Annotated in this window: 14 protein-coding genes; 10 read left to right on the top strand and 4 right to left on the bottom strand. The window is 62.9% G+C overall.

All coding sequences use genetic code 11. From position 1 onward, the window contains the following. The first annotated feature begins 16 nt into the window (after positions 1–16). Genes DBO86_RS20915 through DBO86_RS20925 form a run of 3 tightly spaced genes read left to right on the top strand, consistent with a single transcriptional unit; the run spans position 17 to position 2746 of the window. Entirely contained in the window at positions 17–1237 is a 1221-nt protein-coding gene (locus DBO86_RS20915) for an MFS transporter (RefSeq protein ID WP_096825764.1), read from the top strand. Positions 1238–1280: 43 nt separating this feature from the next. Then, positions 1281–2525: an aminotransferase class I/II-fold pyridoxal phosphate-dependent enzyme gene (locus DBO86_RS20920; protein WP_108234724.1), complete on the top strand. Its 1245-nt coding sequence runs from the start codon at positions 1281–1283 to the stop codon at positions 2523–2525. A 14-nt stretch (positions 2526–2539) separates the two neighbouring features. Beyond that, complete coding sequence (locus tag DBO86_RS20925; protein ID WP_125873882.1) at positions 2540–2746, top strand: hypothetical protein; 207 nt, start codon at positions 2540–2542, stop codon at positions 2744–2746. Between the two features lie 121 nt (positions 2747–2867). Here the strand turns inward: DBO86_RS20925 and DBO86_RS20930 are convergent, their stop codons facing one another. Beyond that, the gene (locus DBO86_RS20930) at positions 2868–3833 is read right to left on the bottom strand and encodes a GlxA family transcriptional regulator (protein WP_096825767.1); all 966 of its coding nucleotides are present in this window, start codon (positions 3831–3833) and stop codon (positions 2868–2870) included. Positions 3834–4254: 421 nt separating this feature from the next. Beyond that, entirely contained in the window at positions 4255–4509 is a 255-nt protein-coding gene (locus DBO86_RS20940; RefSeq protein WP_244185586.1) for a hypothetical protein, read from the bottom strand. 365 nt (positions 4510–4874) lie between these two features. Here DBO86_RS20940 and DBO86_RS20945 point away from each other — a divergent pair, with 365 nt between their 5' ends. The 4 genes from DBO86_RS20945 to DBO86_RS20965 all read left to right on the top strand — a co-directional run bounded on the left by DBO86_RS20945 (position 4875) and on the right by DBO86_RS20965 (position 8972). Then, positions 4875–5423, top strand: a complete 549-nt coding sequence (locus DBO86_RS20945; RefSeq protein WP_039964876.1) for a rhomboid family intramembrane serine protease — start codon at positions 4875–4877, stop codon at positions 5421–5423. Between the two features lie 254 nt (positions 5424–5677). Continuing rightward, positions 5678–6217: a YaeQ family protein gene (locus DBO86_RS20950; RefSeq protein WP_074858014.1), complete on the top strand. Its 540-nt coding sequence runs from the start codon at positions 5678–5680 to the stop codon at positions 6215–6217. Between the two features lie 72 nt (positions 6218–6289). Then, complete coding sequence (gene recJ / locus DBO86_RS20955; RefSeq protein WP_108234725.1) at positions 6290–7999, top strand: single-stranded-DNA-specific exonuclease RecJ; 1710 nt, start codon at positions 6290–6292, stop codon at positions 7997–7999. Between the two features lie 232 nt (positions 8000–8231). Beyond that, positions 8232–8972, top strand: coding sequence for a tellurite resistance TerB family protein (locus DBO86_RS20965; RefSeq protein ID WP_108234726.1), 741 nt, complete (start codon positions 8232–8234; stop codon positions 8970–8972). A 14-nt stretch (positions 8973–8986) separates the two neighbouring features. Here DBO86_RS20965 and DBO86_RS20970 read toward each other — a convergent pair whose 3' ends face one another. Further along, on the bottom strand, positions 8987–10759 hold the full coding sequence (locus DBO86_RS20970) for a SulP family inorganic anion transporter (protein WP_108234727.1): 1773 nt from the start codon (positions 10757–10759) through the stop codon (positions 8987–8989). Between the two features lie 179 nt (positions 10760–10938). On the opposite strand from DBO86_RS20970, the gene DBO86_RS20975 reads away from it, so the two are divergent. Next, positions 10939–12585 carry a GMC family oxidoreductase gene (locus DBO86_RS20975; RefSeq protein WP_108234728.1) on the top strand — a complete coding sequence of 549 codons (1647 nt, stop codon included), beginning with the start codon at positions 10939–10941 and terminating at the stop codon, positions 12583–12585. Between the two features lie 201 nt (positions 12586–12786). On the opposite strand, the gene DBO86_RS26880 is transcribed toward DBO86_RS20975, so the two are convergent. Next, a complete protein-coding gene (locus tag DBO86_RS26880) occupies positions 12787–13005 on the bottom strand; it encodes a hypothetical protein (protein ID WP_244185588.1) in 219 nt (72 codons plus the stop codon). Here DBO86_RS26880 and DBO86_RS27365 point away from each other — a divergent pair. Together DBO86_RS27365 and DBO86_RS26885 are read left to right on the top strand one after the other, a co-directional pair. After that, positions 12916–13206, top strand: coding sequence for an autotransporter outer membrane beta-barrel domain-containing protein (locus DBO86_RS27365; protein ID WP_482764209.1), 291 nt, complete (start codon positions 12916–12918; stop codon positions 13204–13206). The two genes, DBO86_RS26880 and DBO86_RS27365, sit on opposite strands and share 90 nt — an antisense overlap. After that, the gene (locus DBO86_RS26885; protein WP_425266818.1) at positions 13101–13580 is read left to right on the top strand and encodes an autotransporter outer membrane beta-barrel domain-containing protein; all 480 of its coding nucleotides are present in this window, start codon (positions 13101–13103) and stop codon (positions 13578–13580) included. The genes DBO86_RS27365 and DBO86_RS26885 overlap by 106 nt, the downstream gene beginning before the upstream one ends. Positions 13581–13746 lie beyond the last annotated feature (166 nt).

Raw genomic sequence — 13746 nt, forward strand, 5'->3', positions numbered from 1 at the left:
ATTGCGAGGAAAAACCATGTCCAGACAACATAGCTCTGCCTTGGTGGCGGGTGTGCTCGCCGTTGGTTTTCTGGTGATGTTTCTGTCCAGTGCCATCAAGGGCCTTTACCAGGTGTACTTTGTCGATCTGGCGGCGCATTTCGGGGGTGGCCGTTCCGGTTTGGCTCTGGGGGGGACATTGTTTGTCCTGACCATTGGCCTCGCTTCGCCTCTGGTGGGAGGGTTGAGCGATAGGGTCGGGCCGTTGTGGACGGTGGTTGCCGGCAGTTTCTGTGGTGGCCTGGCATTACTGGGAGTCAGTCTGTTCGATCACAGTCTTACCCTGTTCATCCTGCTCTACGGTTTGCTTGGAGCCTTTGCCTTGGCGGCGATGACCTACGTGCCTATGGGTATCCTGGTGGATCGCATGGTCGGTGAGAAGTCCAAGGCCTTTGCTTTTGCCGTGGTTACCAACGGTACCGCCATCGGTTTCATCGTGCTGTCGCCACTATGGATCTGGTTGGAGCAATGGGTGTCCTGGCAGAGCCTGTTCAGTGTGATCGGCCTGATCTTCCTGCTGCCGCTGAGTGCAGCGCTGTTCTGGGTGGCCCGCCGCGTACCATTGGCTGCGCCAGCATCCGGTGTGGAGGGCAAGGTCTCGCTGAGATTTCTCCTGGGTGACCCGCGGTTCTTCGTGTTGGCGCTGAGCTTTGCCAGTTGCGGTGCGACCATGGCGTTCATCGACGTGCATTTGGTGCCTTACTGGCAGGGGCAGGAAGTGGTGCCATCGATACAGGCCAGCAGCTTGAGCCTGCTCGGTGTATTGGAGCTGATCAGTGGTCTGTTGGCCGGTTGGTTGGCGACACGTTTCAACAAGGGAGCCTTGCTGGCGGCGTTCTATCTACTGCGTTGTGCTGCTGTGGCGCTGTTGCTGGTGCAGCCGAGCACGCTTTCGGTGTACCTGTTCGCGATCATCTTCGGCGCCAGTTATCTGGGTACCGTGGTACTGACCTCGGCCTTTTGCTTCGACCTCTATGGGAGTGCGATCAAGGGCAAGGTATTCGGTGCGCTTTTCCTGGTGCATCAATTGGGCGCCATGGCCGTGACCCAGCTCGGTGCCATGGACTACGACCGCCACCAGAGCTATCAGATGACGGCACTGGTGCTCACTCTGGTGACCCTGCTGGCCGCTGGGCTGTCGCTGACTTTGCTGCCCTGGGGGCGGAGTGCGGCTGCTCGAGAGCTGGTCAGGAGTTGAAGCGTTTGATCACTTCACATCATCAGCAGAGGATGAGGAATTCATGGATCACGATACGCCACACTCTCGCGATTTCGATGCCAGTGCGGCTCTGCATGTCGGCCGGGGAGAGGACTTTTCCGATACCTTCTGTGAGCCTTTGGCGATGACGTCCGCTTATACCTTCGCTTCGGCTCGTGATGCTTGGGAAAAGTTCACTGGCCAGCAGCCAGGCAATGTCTACAGCCGTTTTACCAATCCCACTGTGCGTGCCTTCGAGCGGCGTATCGCATCGCTCGAAGGGGCCGAAGATGCGGCAGCCTTCGCCTCCGGTATGGGGGCGATAGCCGGTCTTTGCCAGGCGCTGTTGAGCCAGGGCGAGAACATTGTCTGCAGCCGTGATGTGTTCGGTACAACCTTGAGTGCTTTGCGCAACTACATGGGCCGGTTTGGTGTCGAGGTGCGCCTGGTTGAGCTGACCGATCTGGATGCCTGGCAGCGCAATATCGATAGCAGGACGCGTCTGGTGCTGCTGGAGTCGCCGTCCAATCCGGTGCTGAAGATCGCTGACATCGGCGAAATCAGCCGCATCGCCCATGCCAAGGGGGCCTTGCTGGCGGTGGACAACACGATGCTCACCCCGGTTTTTCAGAGCCCGCACTGCCTGGGGGCGGATATGGTGGTGCATTCTGCCGGCAAATACATCGACGGTCAGGGGCGGGCGCTGGCAGGGGTGGTTACCGGCAGCGCCGCCCTGATCAGTGAGTTGCGTGGAGTACTGCGTACCCTGGGCATCTCGTGTAGTCCTTTCAATGCCTGGCTGCTGCTCAAGAGCCTGGAAACCCTCGAGGTACGCATGCAGCGTGTGGCCAGCAGCGCCTTGGAGTTGGCGCAGTGGCTGCGTGAGCAAGCTCTGGTGGAGGCGGTTTACTACAGCGGCCTGACCGAGCATCCGCAACATGCGTTGGCCTGTCGTCAACAGCGCGGCCATGGCGGCCTGCTCAGCTTTCGCATGAGTGGAGGGCAAGCGGCTGCCTGGCAGTGGATCGATGCGCTGCAACTGGTAGCGCGTTGTACCAATATCGGCGATACACGGAGCATGGTCACTCATCCGGCTACCACCACGCATTGCCGCTTGACCTGGGAGGAGCGTCAAAGCGCTGGAATTCCCGATGGCCTGGTGAGACTGTCCGTAGGGCTTGAACGTCTTGATGACCTGCGTTGCGATCTGGCTCGGGCCTTCGCCGAAGTCGAGCATGGTCGGCGCCACTCTTCGTTGAGTGTGCTGTACCGGGGGCTGGCCTCTTGAGCCAGGGGGCGTTGGTGTCGCTGAGCATCGGCGGGGTGATCTTGCTCTTGCAGGGGCTGGCATTGCTGGTTCTTGCGGGTGAAGGCTGGCGGCTGCCACGGGGGCTGTGGTGCTGGCTGCTACCGCTGACCGTCGTGTTGCTCTATCTGGTCGATCTGGCCCCGTTGTCCCAGGTGCTGCTACATCTGCAAAGTGATCTGCCGATGTTCTCCTGTTTTTAGAGGCATGATGATCCGTTCACGAGGGGTTCAAAAAACTGCCTCGATCTAGGCTTTCTGCTGCATCGCGCAGCGAGCGCACCGGTACGCCAGCAGCGTGGGGCGGTAGCCCCCCGATTGTGTTTCAGAGGGTTGCGGCTGATTTTCGATACTGCAGGGGAGGCAGAGGCATTTCCTTGCTCCAGGCCAGGCGAAAGGCTTGGCTGCTGCTGAAACCGCAACGTTCGGCGAGGGACTCGATAGGGATGCGCTGTTGCTCCAGCAACTGCTTGGCATGTTCCACTCGTAATTTGCGCAGGTATGCCTGAAGGGTTATGCCGGTGTTCTGGCGAAACAGCCGTGCCAGGTGGCGGTAGCTCAGGTTGAAGCGGCGGGCGACGTCCTCCATGGCAAGCGAGCTGGCAAACTGTTGCTCAAGATAGCTCTGTACCTCATGAATCAGTGGGTGGATGTGGTTGCGGGTCAGGTCGCGCATGCTCAACTGTGGATCATTGCCGGCGCGGCGGCGGTAGATCACCAGTTCCTGGGCCACGCGCCCGGCCTCGCTGCGGCCGAGCCGTTGGCTGATCACGTGCAGTGCCAGATCGATACCGGTGGAAACCCCGGCGGAGGTGTAGAGGTTGCCGTCTTGCACGAACAGATGGTTGCTCAGCACCTCCGCGAGGGGAAAGTGCTGCTGTAGCTGTTCCGCGTAACGGTGGTGGGTCGTGCAGCGGCGACCGTCGAGCAGGCCGGCTTGGCCGAGCAGAAAGGCGCCTGTGCAGATTGAACAGATCGCCAGGTCAGGCGTGTGGCTGGCGATTCGTTGCAGCCAGTGCGCGACTTGCTGCAGGATGCTTTGCTCGGCAGGGATTTGGGGTAATTTGTGGCCAATGACGAACAACAGGTCGCCAGCTTCGAGGCTTTCTGGCAGTGGCTCCAGCCCGGTCACACTGATGTTCTGGAAGCACTCGATCTGCGTTATCGGCCCGATGCAGCGGACGCATAACGGCGCCATGTCCAGTTCAAAACAGGTTGATATGGTTTGCAGCGGGCCTGCAAGATCGAGCAGATGAGTGTGGGGCAGTAGCAGGAACCAGACATTGCGCATCGGTACTTCCTTGTCGACAATAATAAAGTGCAGGGCAGGGTGTTACCACTTTCTGCGGTCAACAGGACGGTATTCTTAAAGCATGAAACGGGCCAGGGTTTGCAAAAAAGGCTTGCTCTGCCATAGCTCCGACGGTCGCTCAGCACTCCGGTATGAGTTCGTTCAGGCTGGCTGGAGTCGGTGAGCGATTTTGCAGCATGCGACGTTACACTCAGGGAAGTTCGCTGCGTTGGTGAAGCCGACGCCCAGATCAAACTGTGTGAAAACTACTGCGCTCGGCCATGCTGCGTTAAAAAACGGCTCAAAGTGCTCATTTACAACTCGTAAACCGCGCTTTTTCGCCGTTTTTTGCCTTGCCTGACCTGCGCTCGCTACGTTTTCACGCGGTCTGCAAGTGGCTCGGGTTTCGTTTGTGGCTGGCTCAGAGCGCGAAGATCAGCGCCAGGAGCGCCATCAGGACGATCAGTATCAGCCAGACCAGGGCGTTGAGGCGACTGGCGCGCACAACGGCTGGGCCGCGCATGTGTACGGGTGGATCGTCCTCCAGGTACTGATCGATGCGGCGTTCGGCTTCCTTCTGGTCGTTTGCCAGGTTTTCGCTGAGCAGGTCGATGGCGGCCTGGCGTTGATTGGCATGCAGCAGTTGGCGTACGGCCGGGGGGAGTTCGTCAATCATGCGGCCGATCCTCTTGGTCAGGTGAGCGTCAGTCCCTGCTGGTGGCGACTGTTGGTCGGCACCTGATGTCGTCACAGTGGCAAGCTGGCAGTCATGGAGATGCTGCAGTTACCTTTAATAAGCCCTCGTAGTCGAGATATTGGCAAGGCGCCAGTTGACCATCGCCACTGCATGTCTGCGCTGCCGGTATCGAACGGTGCTTGCAGCGCTTGCGCAGGGCACGCAAGAATTGCCGGAGAGGGCAATAGCCTCCTGTCGCGAATAAGGGTTATGCAAACGAATACCGATATTGGCTGGCGTAGTTGTGGCGTTACATGGGAGGTATCCATCTCGATCCTTTGCATGACGGCAGGCGGCGTAGCATCGTGAGGCGAGGCTGGCTGGTCGAGTTGCGTCCGCTGCTGTTGATCAGTGGCGCGCTGCTGCTGGTGCAACTGGTCAATGCTTCGCTCGGTGGCGCCTTGAACGTCTGGGGGCTGGTGCCCCGGCATATCGAGGCGCTGCCTGGCATTCTCCTCGCGCCCTGGCTGCACGGCAGTTGGGCGCATTTGCTGAGTAACCTCAGTGGACTACTGGTGCTCGGTAGCCTGGTGTTGTTGCGTTCGCGTAGAGACTTCTATTTGTCCAGCGCCTTCATCATTGTCGGTAGCGGTGTGTTGGTCTGGTTGTTCGGACGCACTGGTCTGCACGTTGGAGCCAGTGGCTGGCTTTTTGGCTTCTGGGGATTGCTGTTGGCGCGAGCCTGGTTCGAACGCAGCCTGCTCGACCTGTTGCTGGCTGTGCTGGTTTTTTGCCTTTATGGCGGCTGGTTTTTCGGTCTGTTGCCGCGTGCCGATGTCTCCTTTGAGTACCACCTGGCGGGTGCGTTTTGTGGCGTGTTATATGCCGCGCTGAGTCGCCGACAATATCGTTGAATGGACTGCAGCCGGCTCGGTGAGTAACTGGTGTGATTGCCTGGTTGGCCTGTGCCGAAGTAGCGATGCGCGCGACGGGGCAGGTGGTGTGAGGGTGGGGCGGGTTATGGCCTGAGCTCTTGCAGATAGAGCATCCTGTCGTGCCGGGCATCAGGGCGGCTCAAGTGGCTGACGATGCGCTTGTGTCCGGTCGGGCGGCGGAAGAGGTTTCGCGGTAGACTTGGCGACTTTCCCGACCAGCCAAGAAGCCCGCCATGGCCCTGCCATCGACCACGTACAAGATCGAACTGAACCTCACCGACATGGATCGCAGCGTCTATGAAAACCTGCGTTTCACCGTCGCGCGTCACCCGTCCGAAACCGAAGAGCGCCTGGCCGCGCGGTTGATCGCCTATGCGCTGTTCTATCACGAGCAACTGGCGTTCGGCCGCGGTCTGTCGGATGTCGACGAGCCGGCGCTGTGGGAAAAGAGCCTGGATGATCGCGTGCTGCACTGGATCGAAGTGGGGCAGCCGGATAGCGAGCGCATTACCTGGTGCTCGCGGCGTACCGAAAAATTCAGCCTGGTGGCCTACGGTAACCTGCGCGTGTGGCAAACCAAGTGCCTCGATCCCGTACGCAGCCTGAAGAATATCAACGTGGTCGCCCTGGGCCAGGAAGCATTGGCCGACCTGGCGCTGGACATGCCACGTTCGCTGAATTGGAGCGTGATGATCAGCGATGGTGAGTTGTTCGTCACCGACGAGCGTGGTCAGCACGAAATCCCCATTGAGTGGCTCGCTGGTCAGCGTTGAAATCATAGGGCGGGTGCAACCCGCCGGATCACTGTGGCGGGTTGCACCCGCCCTACAAGAAAAAGACCCAAGATGCGTATCGAAGCCCGTCCCTTACCCGCACAACTGCCTGACCTGGGCAATCTGCCGCCTTTGCTGACCCGTCTCTACGCCGCCCGCGGCGTGCAGTCTGCCGAGGAGCTGGACAAGGGCCTTGCACGGTTGATCCCGTACCAGCAGCTCAAGGGCATCGATGCGGCGGTGGAGCTGTTGGTGCAGGCGCTTGAACAGCGTCAGCGTATCCTGATCGTCGGCGACTTCGACGCCGACGGCGCCACCGCCAGCTCGGTCGGCGTGCTTGGCCTGCGTCTGCTTGGCGCGGCGCATGTGGATTATCTGGTGCCGAACCGCTTCGAGTACGGCTATGGCCTGACTCCGGAGATCGTTGCCGTGGCGCTGGAGCGCCAACCCGATCTGTTGCTGACCGTCGACAACGGCATCTCCAGCGTCGACGGCGTGGCTGCCGCCAAGGCGGCCGGGCTGACGGTGCTGGTCACCGACCACCACCTGCCTGGGCCGGAGCTGCCGGCGGCCGATGCCATCGTCAACCCCAATCAGCCGGGTTGCGAGTTTCCGAGCAAGGCCATGGCTGGTGTCGGCGTGATGTTCTATGTGCTGTTGGCGCTGCGCGCGCGGCTGCGCGAGATCGGCTGGTTTGCCAGTCGGCAGGAGCCGAATCTAGGCGAGCTGCTCGACCTGGTAGCGCTGGGCAGCGTCGCCGATGTGGTACCGCTGGATGCCAACAACCGCATCCTGGTGCATCAGGGGTTGGCGCGTATCCGTGCCGGGCGGGCAAGGCCGGGCCTGCGGGCGATTCTCGAAGTAGCCGGGCGCGATCATCGGCGTATCACCTCCACCGATCTCGGTTTCATCCTCGGCCCACGGCTGAATGCGGCCGGGCGCCTGGACGACATGAGCCTCGGTATCGAATGCCTGCTCTGCGACGACGAAGCCCTGGCCCGTGACATGGCGGTGCAGCTCGACCAGCTCAACCAGGATCGCAAGGCCATCGAGCAGGGCATGCAGCGTGAGGCGCTGGCCCAGCTCAAGGATCTGCCAGTGGCGGACATGCCATTCGGCCTGTGCCTGTTCGAGCCGGACTGGCACCAGGGGGTGATCGGCATTCTCGCTTCGCGCCTGAAGGAGCGCTATCACCGCCCGGCCATCGCCTTCGCCGATGCCGGCGACGGCCTGCTCAAGGGCTCGGCGCGTTCGGTGCCGGGGCTGCATATCCGCGATGCGCTGGACGCCGTGGCGGCGCGTCATCCGGGGCTGATCAGCAAGTTCGGCGGGCATGCCATGGCTGCCGGGATGTCGCTGCCGCAGGAGAATTTCGGCGCCTTCGCCGTCGCCTTCGATGCCGAGGTACGCCGCCAGTTGTGCGAGGACGACCTGACCGGTCGCTTGCTCTCAGACGGCCAGTTAGACGCCACCGAATTCCATCTGGAGCTGGCCCGCGCTCTGCGCAATGCCGGCCCCTGGGGCCAGCACTTTCCCGAGCCGCTATTTCATGGCGTGTTCCAGATCGTCAATCAGCGCATCGTCGGTGAGCGTCACCTGAAACTGGTGCTCAAGACCGAGTGCGGCAGCGTGCAACTCGACGGCATCGCCTTCAACATCGATCGCGAGGTCTGGCCCAACCCGACGCTACGCTGGGTCGAAGTGGCGTACAAGCTCGACCTCAACGAGTTTCGTGGCAATGAAACCGTGCAACTGATGGTGGCGCATATCGCTCCGCGCTAAGGCGCAAGGCTAGCCAGCGCCGCCTTGATCGCCGACGGGTTGGCTTCACTGAAAGCCGCCTGCATCCAGGGCAATAGGCGGTAGTGCAACTGCCGAAATCGTTCGACGCTGGGCGTGGGTGCTGGTGCGGGCTGTCAAGCGGCCCCGGCGGTAATATCTGGAAGCATTCAGCCGGCTGCCGGGCCAACGTCCGAGGCCTACACTCGGCGAGATTTCCTCAGGAGAATGCGCGATGAATACCCGTGGCTTGCTCGATCAACTGCTCAAATCCGGTCAGGAGATGCTGCAACAGAAAGGTGCTGGTGGTGCCTCATCCGGGCTGGGTGGTGCGCTGGGTGGCCTGCTTGGCGGCGCTGCCGGCAAGGGCAAGGGGGGCGGCAGCGATCTCGGCTCGATGCTCAAGGGCGCCGGTGGCGGCGCAGCGCTGGCCATGCTGCTGGGTAACAAGCGGGTACGCAAGGTCGGTGGCAAGGTGGCGGTGTATGGCGGTCTGGCTGCGCTGGGCGTGCTCGCCTACAAGGCCTACGGCAACTGGCAGGCGCAGCAAGCCCAGCAGGGTGGCGCGCAGCCGGTCGAGCCGCAAACCCTGGATCGCTTGCCGGCGCCGCAGGTCGAACAGCACAGCCGCGCCATTCTCAAGGCATTGGTGGCGGCAGCCAAGGCCGATGGGCATGTCGATGAACGTGAGCGGCAGCTGATCGAAGAAGAACTGGGCAAGCTGGCGCAGGACGCCGAGTTGCAGAGCTGGCTGCACACCGAGCTGAACAAGCCGCTGGATCCGGCCGACGTCGCGCGTGCTGCCAGCACGCCGGAAATGGCCGCAGAGATGTACCTGGCCAGCGTGCTGATGGTCGATGAGGAGCACTTCATGGAGCGCGCCTACCTCGAGGAGCTGGCGCGTCAACTGAAGCTGCCGCTGGCGCTGAAGAGCGAGCTGGAAACCCAGGTGCGCTCGCTGTCGGCCGGTGTCTGAGTCGTCTTCTCGTTTCAGTCTGCATGCCGGGCATGACCCGGCATCGCCTCACCCCCATGATCGTTCAGGTAGGCATCGACCGCCGCGCCAACGGTCGGTTGCAGGTGCCGTGCCTGACCGTCGTGCAGTAGGCCGAAGCGCCGCAGCTTGTCCTTGAGCGGCCCCTTCACCTCGGCAAAATGCAGTTCGATGCCGGCTTCGGCGAGCATGCGCTCCAGTTCGCCGAGCATATCGGCAGAGGTCACGTCGATGCTGGTAACCGGTTCGGCCGCGATCACCACGCGGCGTACCGGCGCCGTAGCGCTCTCCAGCGCCTGCAGCAGGCATTGCTGAAACAGCTCGGCATTGGCGAAGAACAGCGGTGCGTCCCAGCGAAACAGCAACAGACCGGGGATCTGCCGTGCATCGGGGTGTCGCTTGATGTCATGGTAGCCACGGATGCCCTCCACCTGGCCGAGCACGGTGTAGTACGGGCGCCAGCCGTCCCAGAGAAATTCGATCACCGCCAGCACCACGGCAATGCCGATGCCGGGGATCACGCCGAAGGTCACCACGCCGGCGAAGCAGGCCATCGACAGCCAGAACTCCCATTGCTGCACGCGGAAGATGCGCAGCAGATCGCTGACCACGAACAGGCCGATAACGGCGGCAATCACCACCGCAGCCAAGGCACTGGTGGGCAGGTATTGCATCAGATCCGGGGCCAGCAACAGCAGTAGAGCGACACTCAGGGCGCCGACCACGCCGGCGATCTGGGTCTTGGCGCCTGCCGCTTCGGCCACCGGCGTGCGTGACGCGCTGCTGCTGATGGGGAAACCCTGGAACAGACCGCCAGCCAGGTTGGCCGCACCCAGGGCGACCAGCTCCTGATTGGGGTCTACCGGGCGTCCGGTACGGGCTGCGTAGGTGCGCGACAGCACGCTGGTGTCGGCGAACGCGACCAGGGCAACGGCGATACCACCCAGCACTACGCTGGCCAGATCGACACCGCTGAGCCAGGGCAGGGTGAAACTGGGTAGCCCCTGGGGCAGTTCGCCGAGCACCTGCACGCCCTGGCTATCGAGATCGAACAGAGCGACCGCCAGGGTTGCCAGGGTCACGGCGATGAGGATGCCGGGCAATTGCCGGAAGCGGCTCAGCAGCAGGATCAAGGTCAGGGTGCCGACGCCGACGAGCAGGCTGTAGAGATGAACCTGGCCCTCGCTCAGCGCGCTGACGATGGCCTGGATATCACTGAGCGGCCCCTGGCTGTCGATGTAGAAACCGAACAACTTGGGCGTCTGGCTAATCAGCACGCTCAGCGCGATGCCGTTCATGTAGCCATAGCGGATGGGCTTGGACAGCAGTTCGGTGATGAAGCCCAGGCGCAGCAATCCGGCAATCAGGCAGGTGAGGCCGGCCACTACGGCCATCATGCTGGCCAGCGTCACCGCACGCATCGGATCGCCGCCGGAGAGCGGTAGCACCACGGCGAGAATCAGCGCCGCCAGGGCCGAGTCCGGGCCGAGCACGAGAATCCGGCTTGGGCCGAACAGCGCGTAGGCCAGCAGCGGCACGATGGTCGCGTACAGACCATAGATGCCCGGCACGCCGGACGCCTCGGCATAGGCAATGCCCACCGGCACCAGCATGGTGGTCAGCACCAGGCCGGCGGCAATGTCCTTCGGCAGCCAGGCCAGGCGATAGTCCCTGAGCGTTTGCAGCCCCGGAAGCCAGCGGAGCCAGCCGCGCTGTCGCGATAAGCGGGGAAGGGGCTTGTGTGGCGTGCTGGCTGGCGCTGGTGGCATCACGGGTGGGCTCTGGCAGGATTACGTGCAAGTAAAGCGCAGAGCGCAGGTGCTTCACCATAGCTGCCAGGCGATGAAGGCGCATTCAGCATGCGCATCAGACCAAAAGACCATTCATCCCGGCCCCCGGCTTGTTTTAGGCTGAAGACCAACGACAAGAACGACACGCGAGGATGCCCATGTCGCAAGCGCTCCTGGATGCCTATGACTACCTGATCGTCGGTGCCGGTCCGGCCGGCTGTCTGTTGGCCAATCGGCTGTCTGCCGACCCTGGCGTCAGCGTGTTGCTGGTCGAGGCGGGTGGGCGTGACAACTACCCCTGGATCCACATTCCGGTCGGCTACCTCTACTGCATCGGCAATCCGCGTACCGACTGGTGCTACAGCACCGAGGCCGATCCCGGTCTGCATGGCCGTTCGTTAAAGTACCCGCGTGGCCGCGTGCTTGGCGGCAGCTCGTCGATCAACGGCATGATCTATATGCGTGGCCAGGCCGCGGACTATGATGGCTGGGCTGCGGCGGGTAATCCCGGTTGGGCCTGGCGTGATGTGTTGCCGCTGTTCAAACGCTCGGAGAATCATTTTGCTGGCACCAGCGAATGGCACGGTGGCGACGGCGAATGGCGGGTCGAGCGCCAGCGTTTGTCGTGGGAGATTCTCGAGGCCTTCCGTGAGGCAGCGGAGCAGAGTGGTATTGCCAGCGTCGATGATTTCAACGGTGGGGATAACGAAGGCTGCAGCTACTTTCAGGTCAACCAGAAGCGCGGTGTGCGCTGGAATGCCTCCAAGGCCTTTCTGCGCGATATTCGCCAGCGCCCCAATCTGCAGGTGCTGACCGGCGCCGAAGCCGAACGGCTGGAGCTGGAGGGCGGTCGCGCCCGTGCCCTGCATCTGCGCAGCCAGGGGCGGGCGCTGCGGGTGGCGGCACGTCGCGAGATCATCCTGTGTGCCGGCGCCATCGGCTCACCGGTCTTGCTGCAGCGTTCCGGCATCGGCCCACGGCCGCTGCTCGAACGCCTGGGCATCGGCGTCAGGCACGAGCTGCCAGGTGTCGGTGAGAGCCTGCAGGATCACCTGCAACTGCGCCTGATCTATCGCGTCGAGGGCGTGAAGACGCTCAACCGCATTGCAGCCACCCCCTGGGGCAAGCTGGGCATGGGCCTGGAGTACCTGCTCAGGCGCAGCGGGCCGCTGTCCATGGCGCCCAGCCAGCTTGGTGCCTTCGCCAAGTCCGACCTCGGCCAGGCGCGCGCCAACCTGCAGTATCACGTGCAGCCATTGTCGCTGGAGCGCTTTGGCGAGCCCTTGCACGATTTTCCGGCCTTCACCGCATCGGTATGCAACCTGCGCCCGACCAGCCGCGGCAGCGTTCAGATTGCCTCCGTCGATACCAGCGTAGCCCCGCTGATACGGCCAAACTACCTCAGTGACGAACGGGATCTACAGGTGGCGACCGATGCCATTCGCCTGACCCGGCGCATCGTCGCCGCGCCCGCCCTGGCCCGCTACCGGCCCGAGGAATACAAGCCGGGGCCGCAGTACCAGAGCGAGGAGGACCTGCAGCGTGCTGCGGGCGAGATCGGCACTACCATCTTCCACCCGGTCGGCACCTGCGCCATGGGCCAGGGCCGTGAAGCGGTGGTCGATGCGCGTCTGCGCGTGCATGGTATCGCCGGTTTGCGTGTGGTCGACGCGTCGATCATGCCGAGCATCACCTCGGGCAATACCTGCTCGCCGGTACTGATGATCGCGGAAAAGGCCGCGCAGATGATCGCCGCCGATGCGCGAGCGGCGATAAGCTTGGTGCCGCAGTGCGAGCCTGGTTGAGGGGTGAGCGCGTGACCGCTCGACCGAGGTGCCTCGGTGGGCGTGGCTGACTGGAGGCGAACATGGCTCTGCGTGTAGCGCTGCTCGGGTTGGGCTTGTTTCAGGTCGCCACGGGCGTAGTCGCTGGCGACCTGGCGTTGGACCAGCGCGCCCTGCTCCTGGAGGGCGATAGGTTGCCGCGTGAGGCAGCCCTGGATCGTCTCAGCAGGTGCGCTTCGCTTTTCGCGAGGCGGCGCCTGAGGCCGGCGAGTGGCCGCTGTGGTCGCGCACCTGCGGCATCCAGGGGAGCTGGGACGACGCCGGCCTCGAGCGCGCGGCGAGGGGTTGCTGATGGGGATGGATCGTGCGCTGGGCGGACAGTGGATCGGTGGTGTGCTGGGTGGAGTGGCGCGTGCCCGGCTGGATCATGATCAGGGTCATGGCCGCACCGACAGTCGTTACCTTGGGGTCTACGCCGCGACTCGGGTATACAGCCAGTTGGGGTTCGGCTCGGGTTGCTGCACGGCTGGCATGAGCTGGAACGGCGCGATAACGCGTGCAGTTGGCAGCTGTTTGGCGAAAGCAGTTACGCCATGGACTATCGCAATTTCACCTTGGAGCCATTTGCCGGCCTGGCGTTAGTGCATCTGGATGCCGACGCCCGTCGTTTCGACGGACAGCGCCTGGTGGCAGCGTACGAGCAGGCTGGCTACCTGACGCTTGGCTGGCGCCTGGCCGCACCCTGGCACTGGCAACAGCGCAACTGGGTAGGGCGTGCCAGTCTGGCGCTGCGGCAGAACCTGGGCAGCGACCGCTTGCGTGACGAGGCGGTCGACGGCCAGGGCGTACTCCAGCAGATGCACAGTCGTGAGTTCGAGCGCAGCAGCCTGCGTCTTGATCTGAGTCTGGATCATGAGCTCAGCCGCAGTCTCTACCTGGGCCTGACCTATGTGGGCCATTACGCCGAAGACGCGCGCGACAACGCCTTGGTCGCACGCCTGAGCCTGAAGTTCTGAGCGCGCCCCCGCCGGTCAGCCAGCGGGCTGCCAGGGGGGCTTCGAGTCGGGTATACTCTCCGGCTTTTCAGAAACTTTGCGGTCACGGCTCTTGCCGTGCTCGGCCAGGGCAGCGCATTAGTCGCCCGGGCGAGCCGGATTGGGCCGTTTCGCGTCTTTTGCCCGA

Source organism: Ectopseudomonas oleovorans (assembly GCF_003052605.1).
Lineage (GTDB): Bacteria > Pseudomonadota > Gammaproteobacteria > Pseudomonadales > Pseudomonadaceae > Aquipseudomonas > Aquipseudomonas oleovorans_A.

Bases quoted from the DNA above. Each gene is read 5' to 3' on its own strand.
- recJ (WP_108234725.1), top strand. From the start codon at position 6,290: ATGCGTATCGAAGCCCGTCCCTTACCCGCACAACTGCCTGACCTGGGC.
- DBO86_RS20930 (WP_096825767.1), bottom strand. From the start codon at position 3,833: ATGCGCAATGTCTGGTTCCTGCTACTGCCCCACACTCATCTGCTCGAT.
- DBO86_RS20915 (WP_096825764.1), top strand. From the start codon at position 17: ATGTCCAGACAACATAGCTCTGCCTTGGTGGCGGGTGTGCTCGCCGTT.
- DBO86_RS20965 (WP_108234726.1), top strand. From the start codon at position 8,232: ATGAATACCCGTGGCTTGCTCGATCAACTGCTCAAATCCGGTCAGGAG.
- DBO86_RS26880 (WP_244185588.1), bottom strand. From the start codon at position 13,005: ATGACCCTGATCATGATCCAGCCGGGCACGCGCCACTCCACCCAGCAC.
- DBO86_RS20920 (WP_108234724.1), top strand. From the start codon at position 1,281: ATGGATCACGATACGCCACACTCTCGCGATTTCGATGCCAGTGCGGCT.
- DBO86_RS20970 (WP_108234727.1), bottom strand. From the start codon at position 10,759: ATGCCACCAGCGCCAGCCAGCACGCCACACAAGCCCCTTCCCCGCTTA.
- DBO86_RS27365 (WP_482764209.1), top strand. From the start codon at position 12,916: ATGGGGATGGATCGTGCGCTGGGCGGACAGTGGATCGGTGGTGTGCTG.
- DBO86_RS20940 (WP_244185586.1), bottom strand. From the start codon at position 4,509: ATGATTGACGAACTCCCCCCGGCCGTACGCCAACTGCTGCATGCCAAT.
- DBO86_RS20950 (WP_074858014.1), top strand. From the start codon at position 5,678: ATGGCCCTGCCATCGACCACGTACAAGATCGAACTGAACCTCACCGAC.
- DBO86_RS20975 (WP_108234728.1), top strand. From the start codon at position 10,939: ATGTCGCAAGCGCTCCTGGATGCCTATGACTACCTGATCGTCGGTGCC.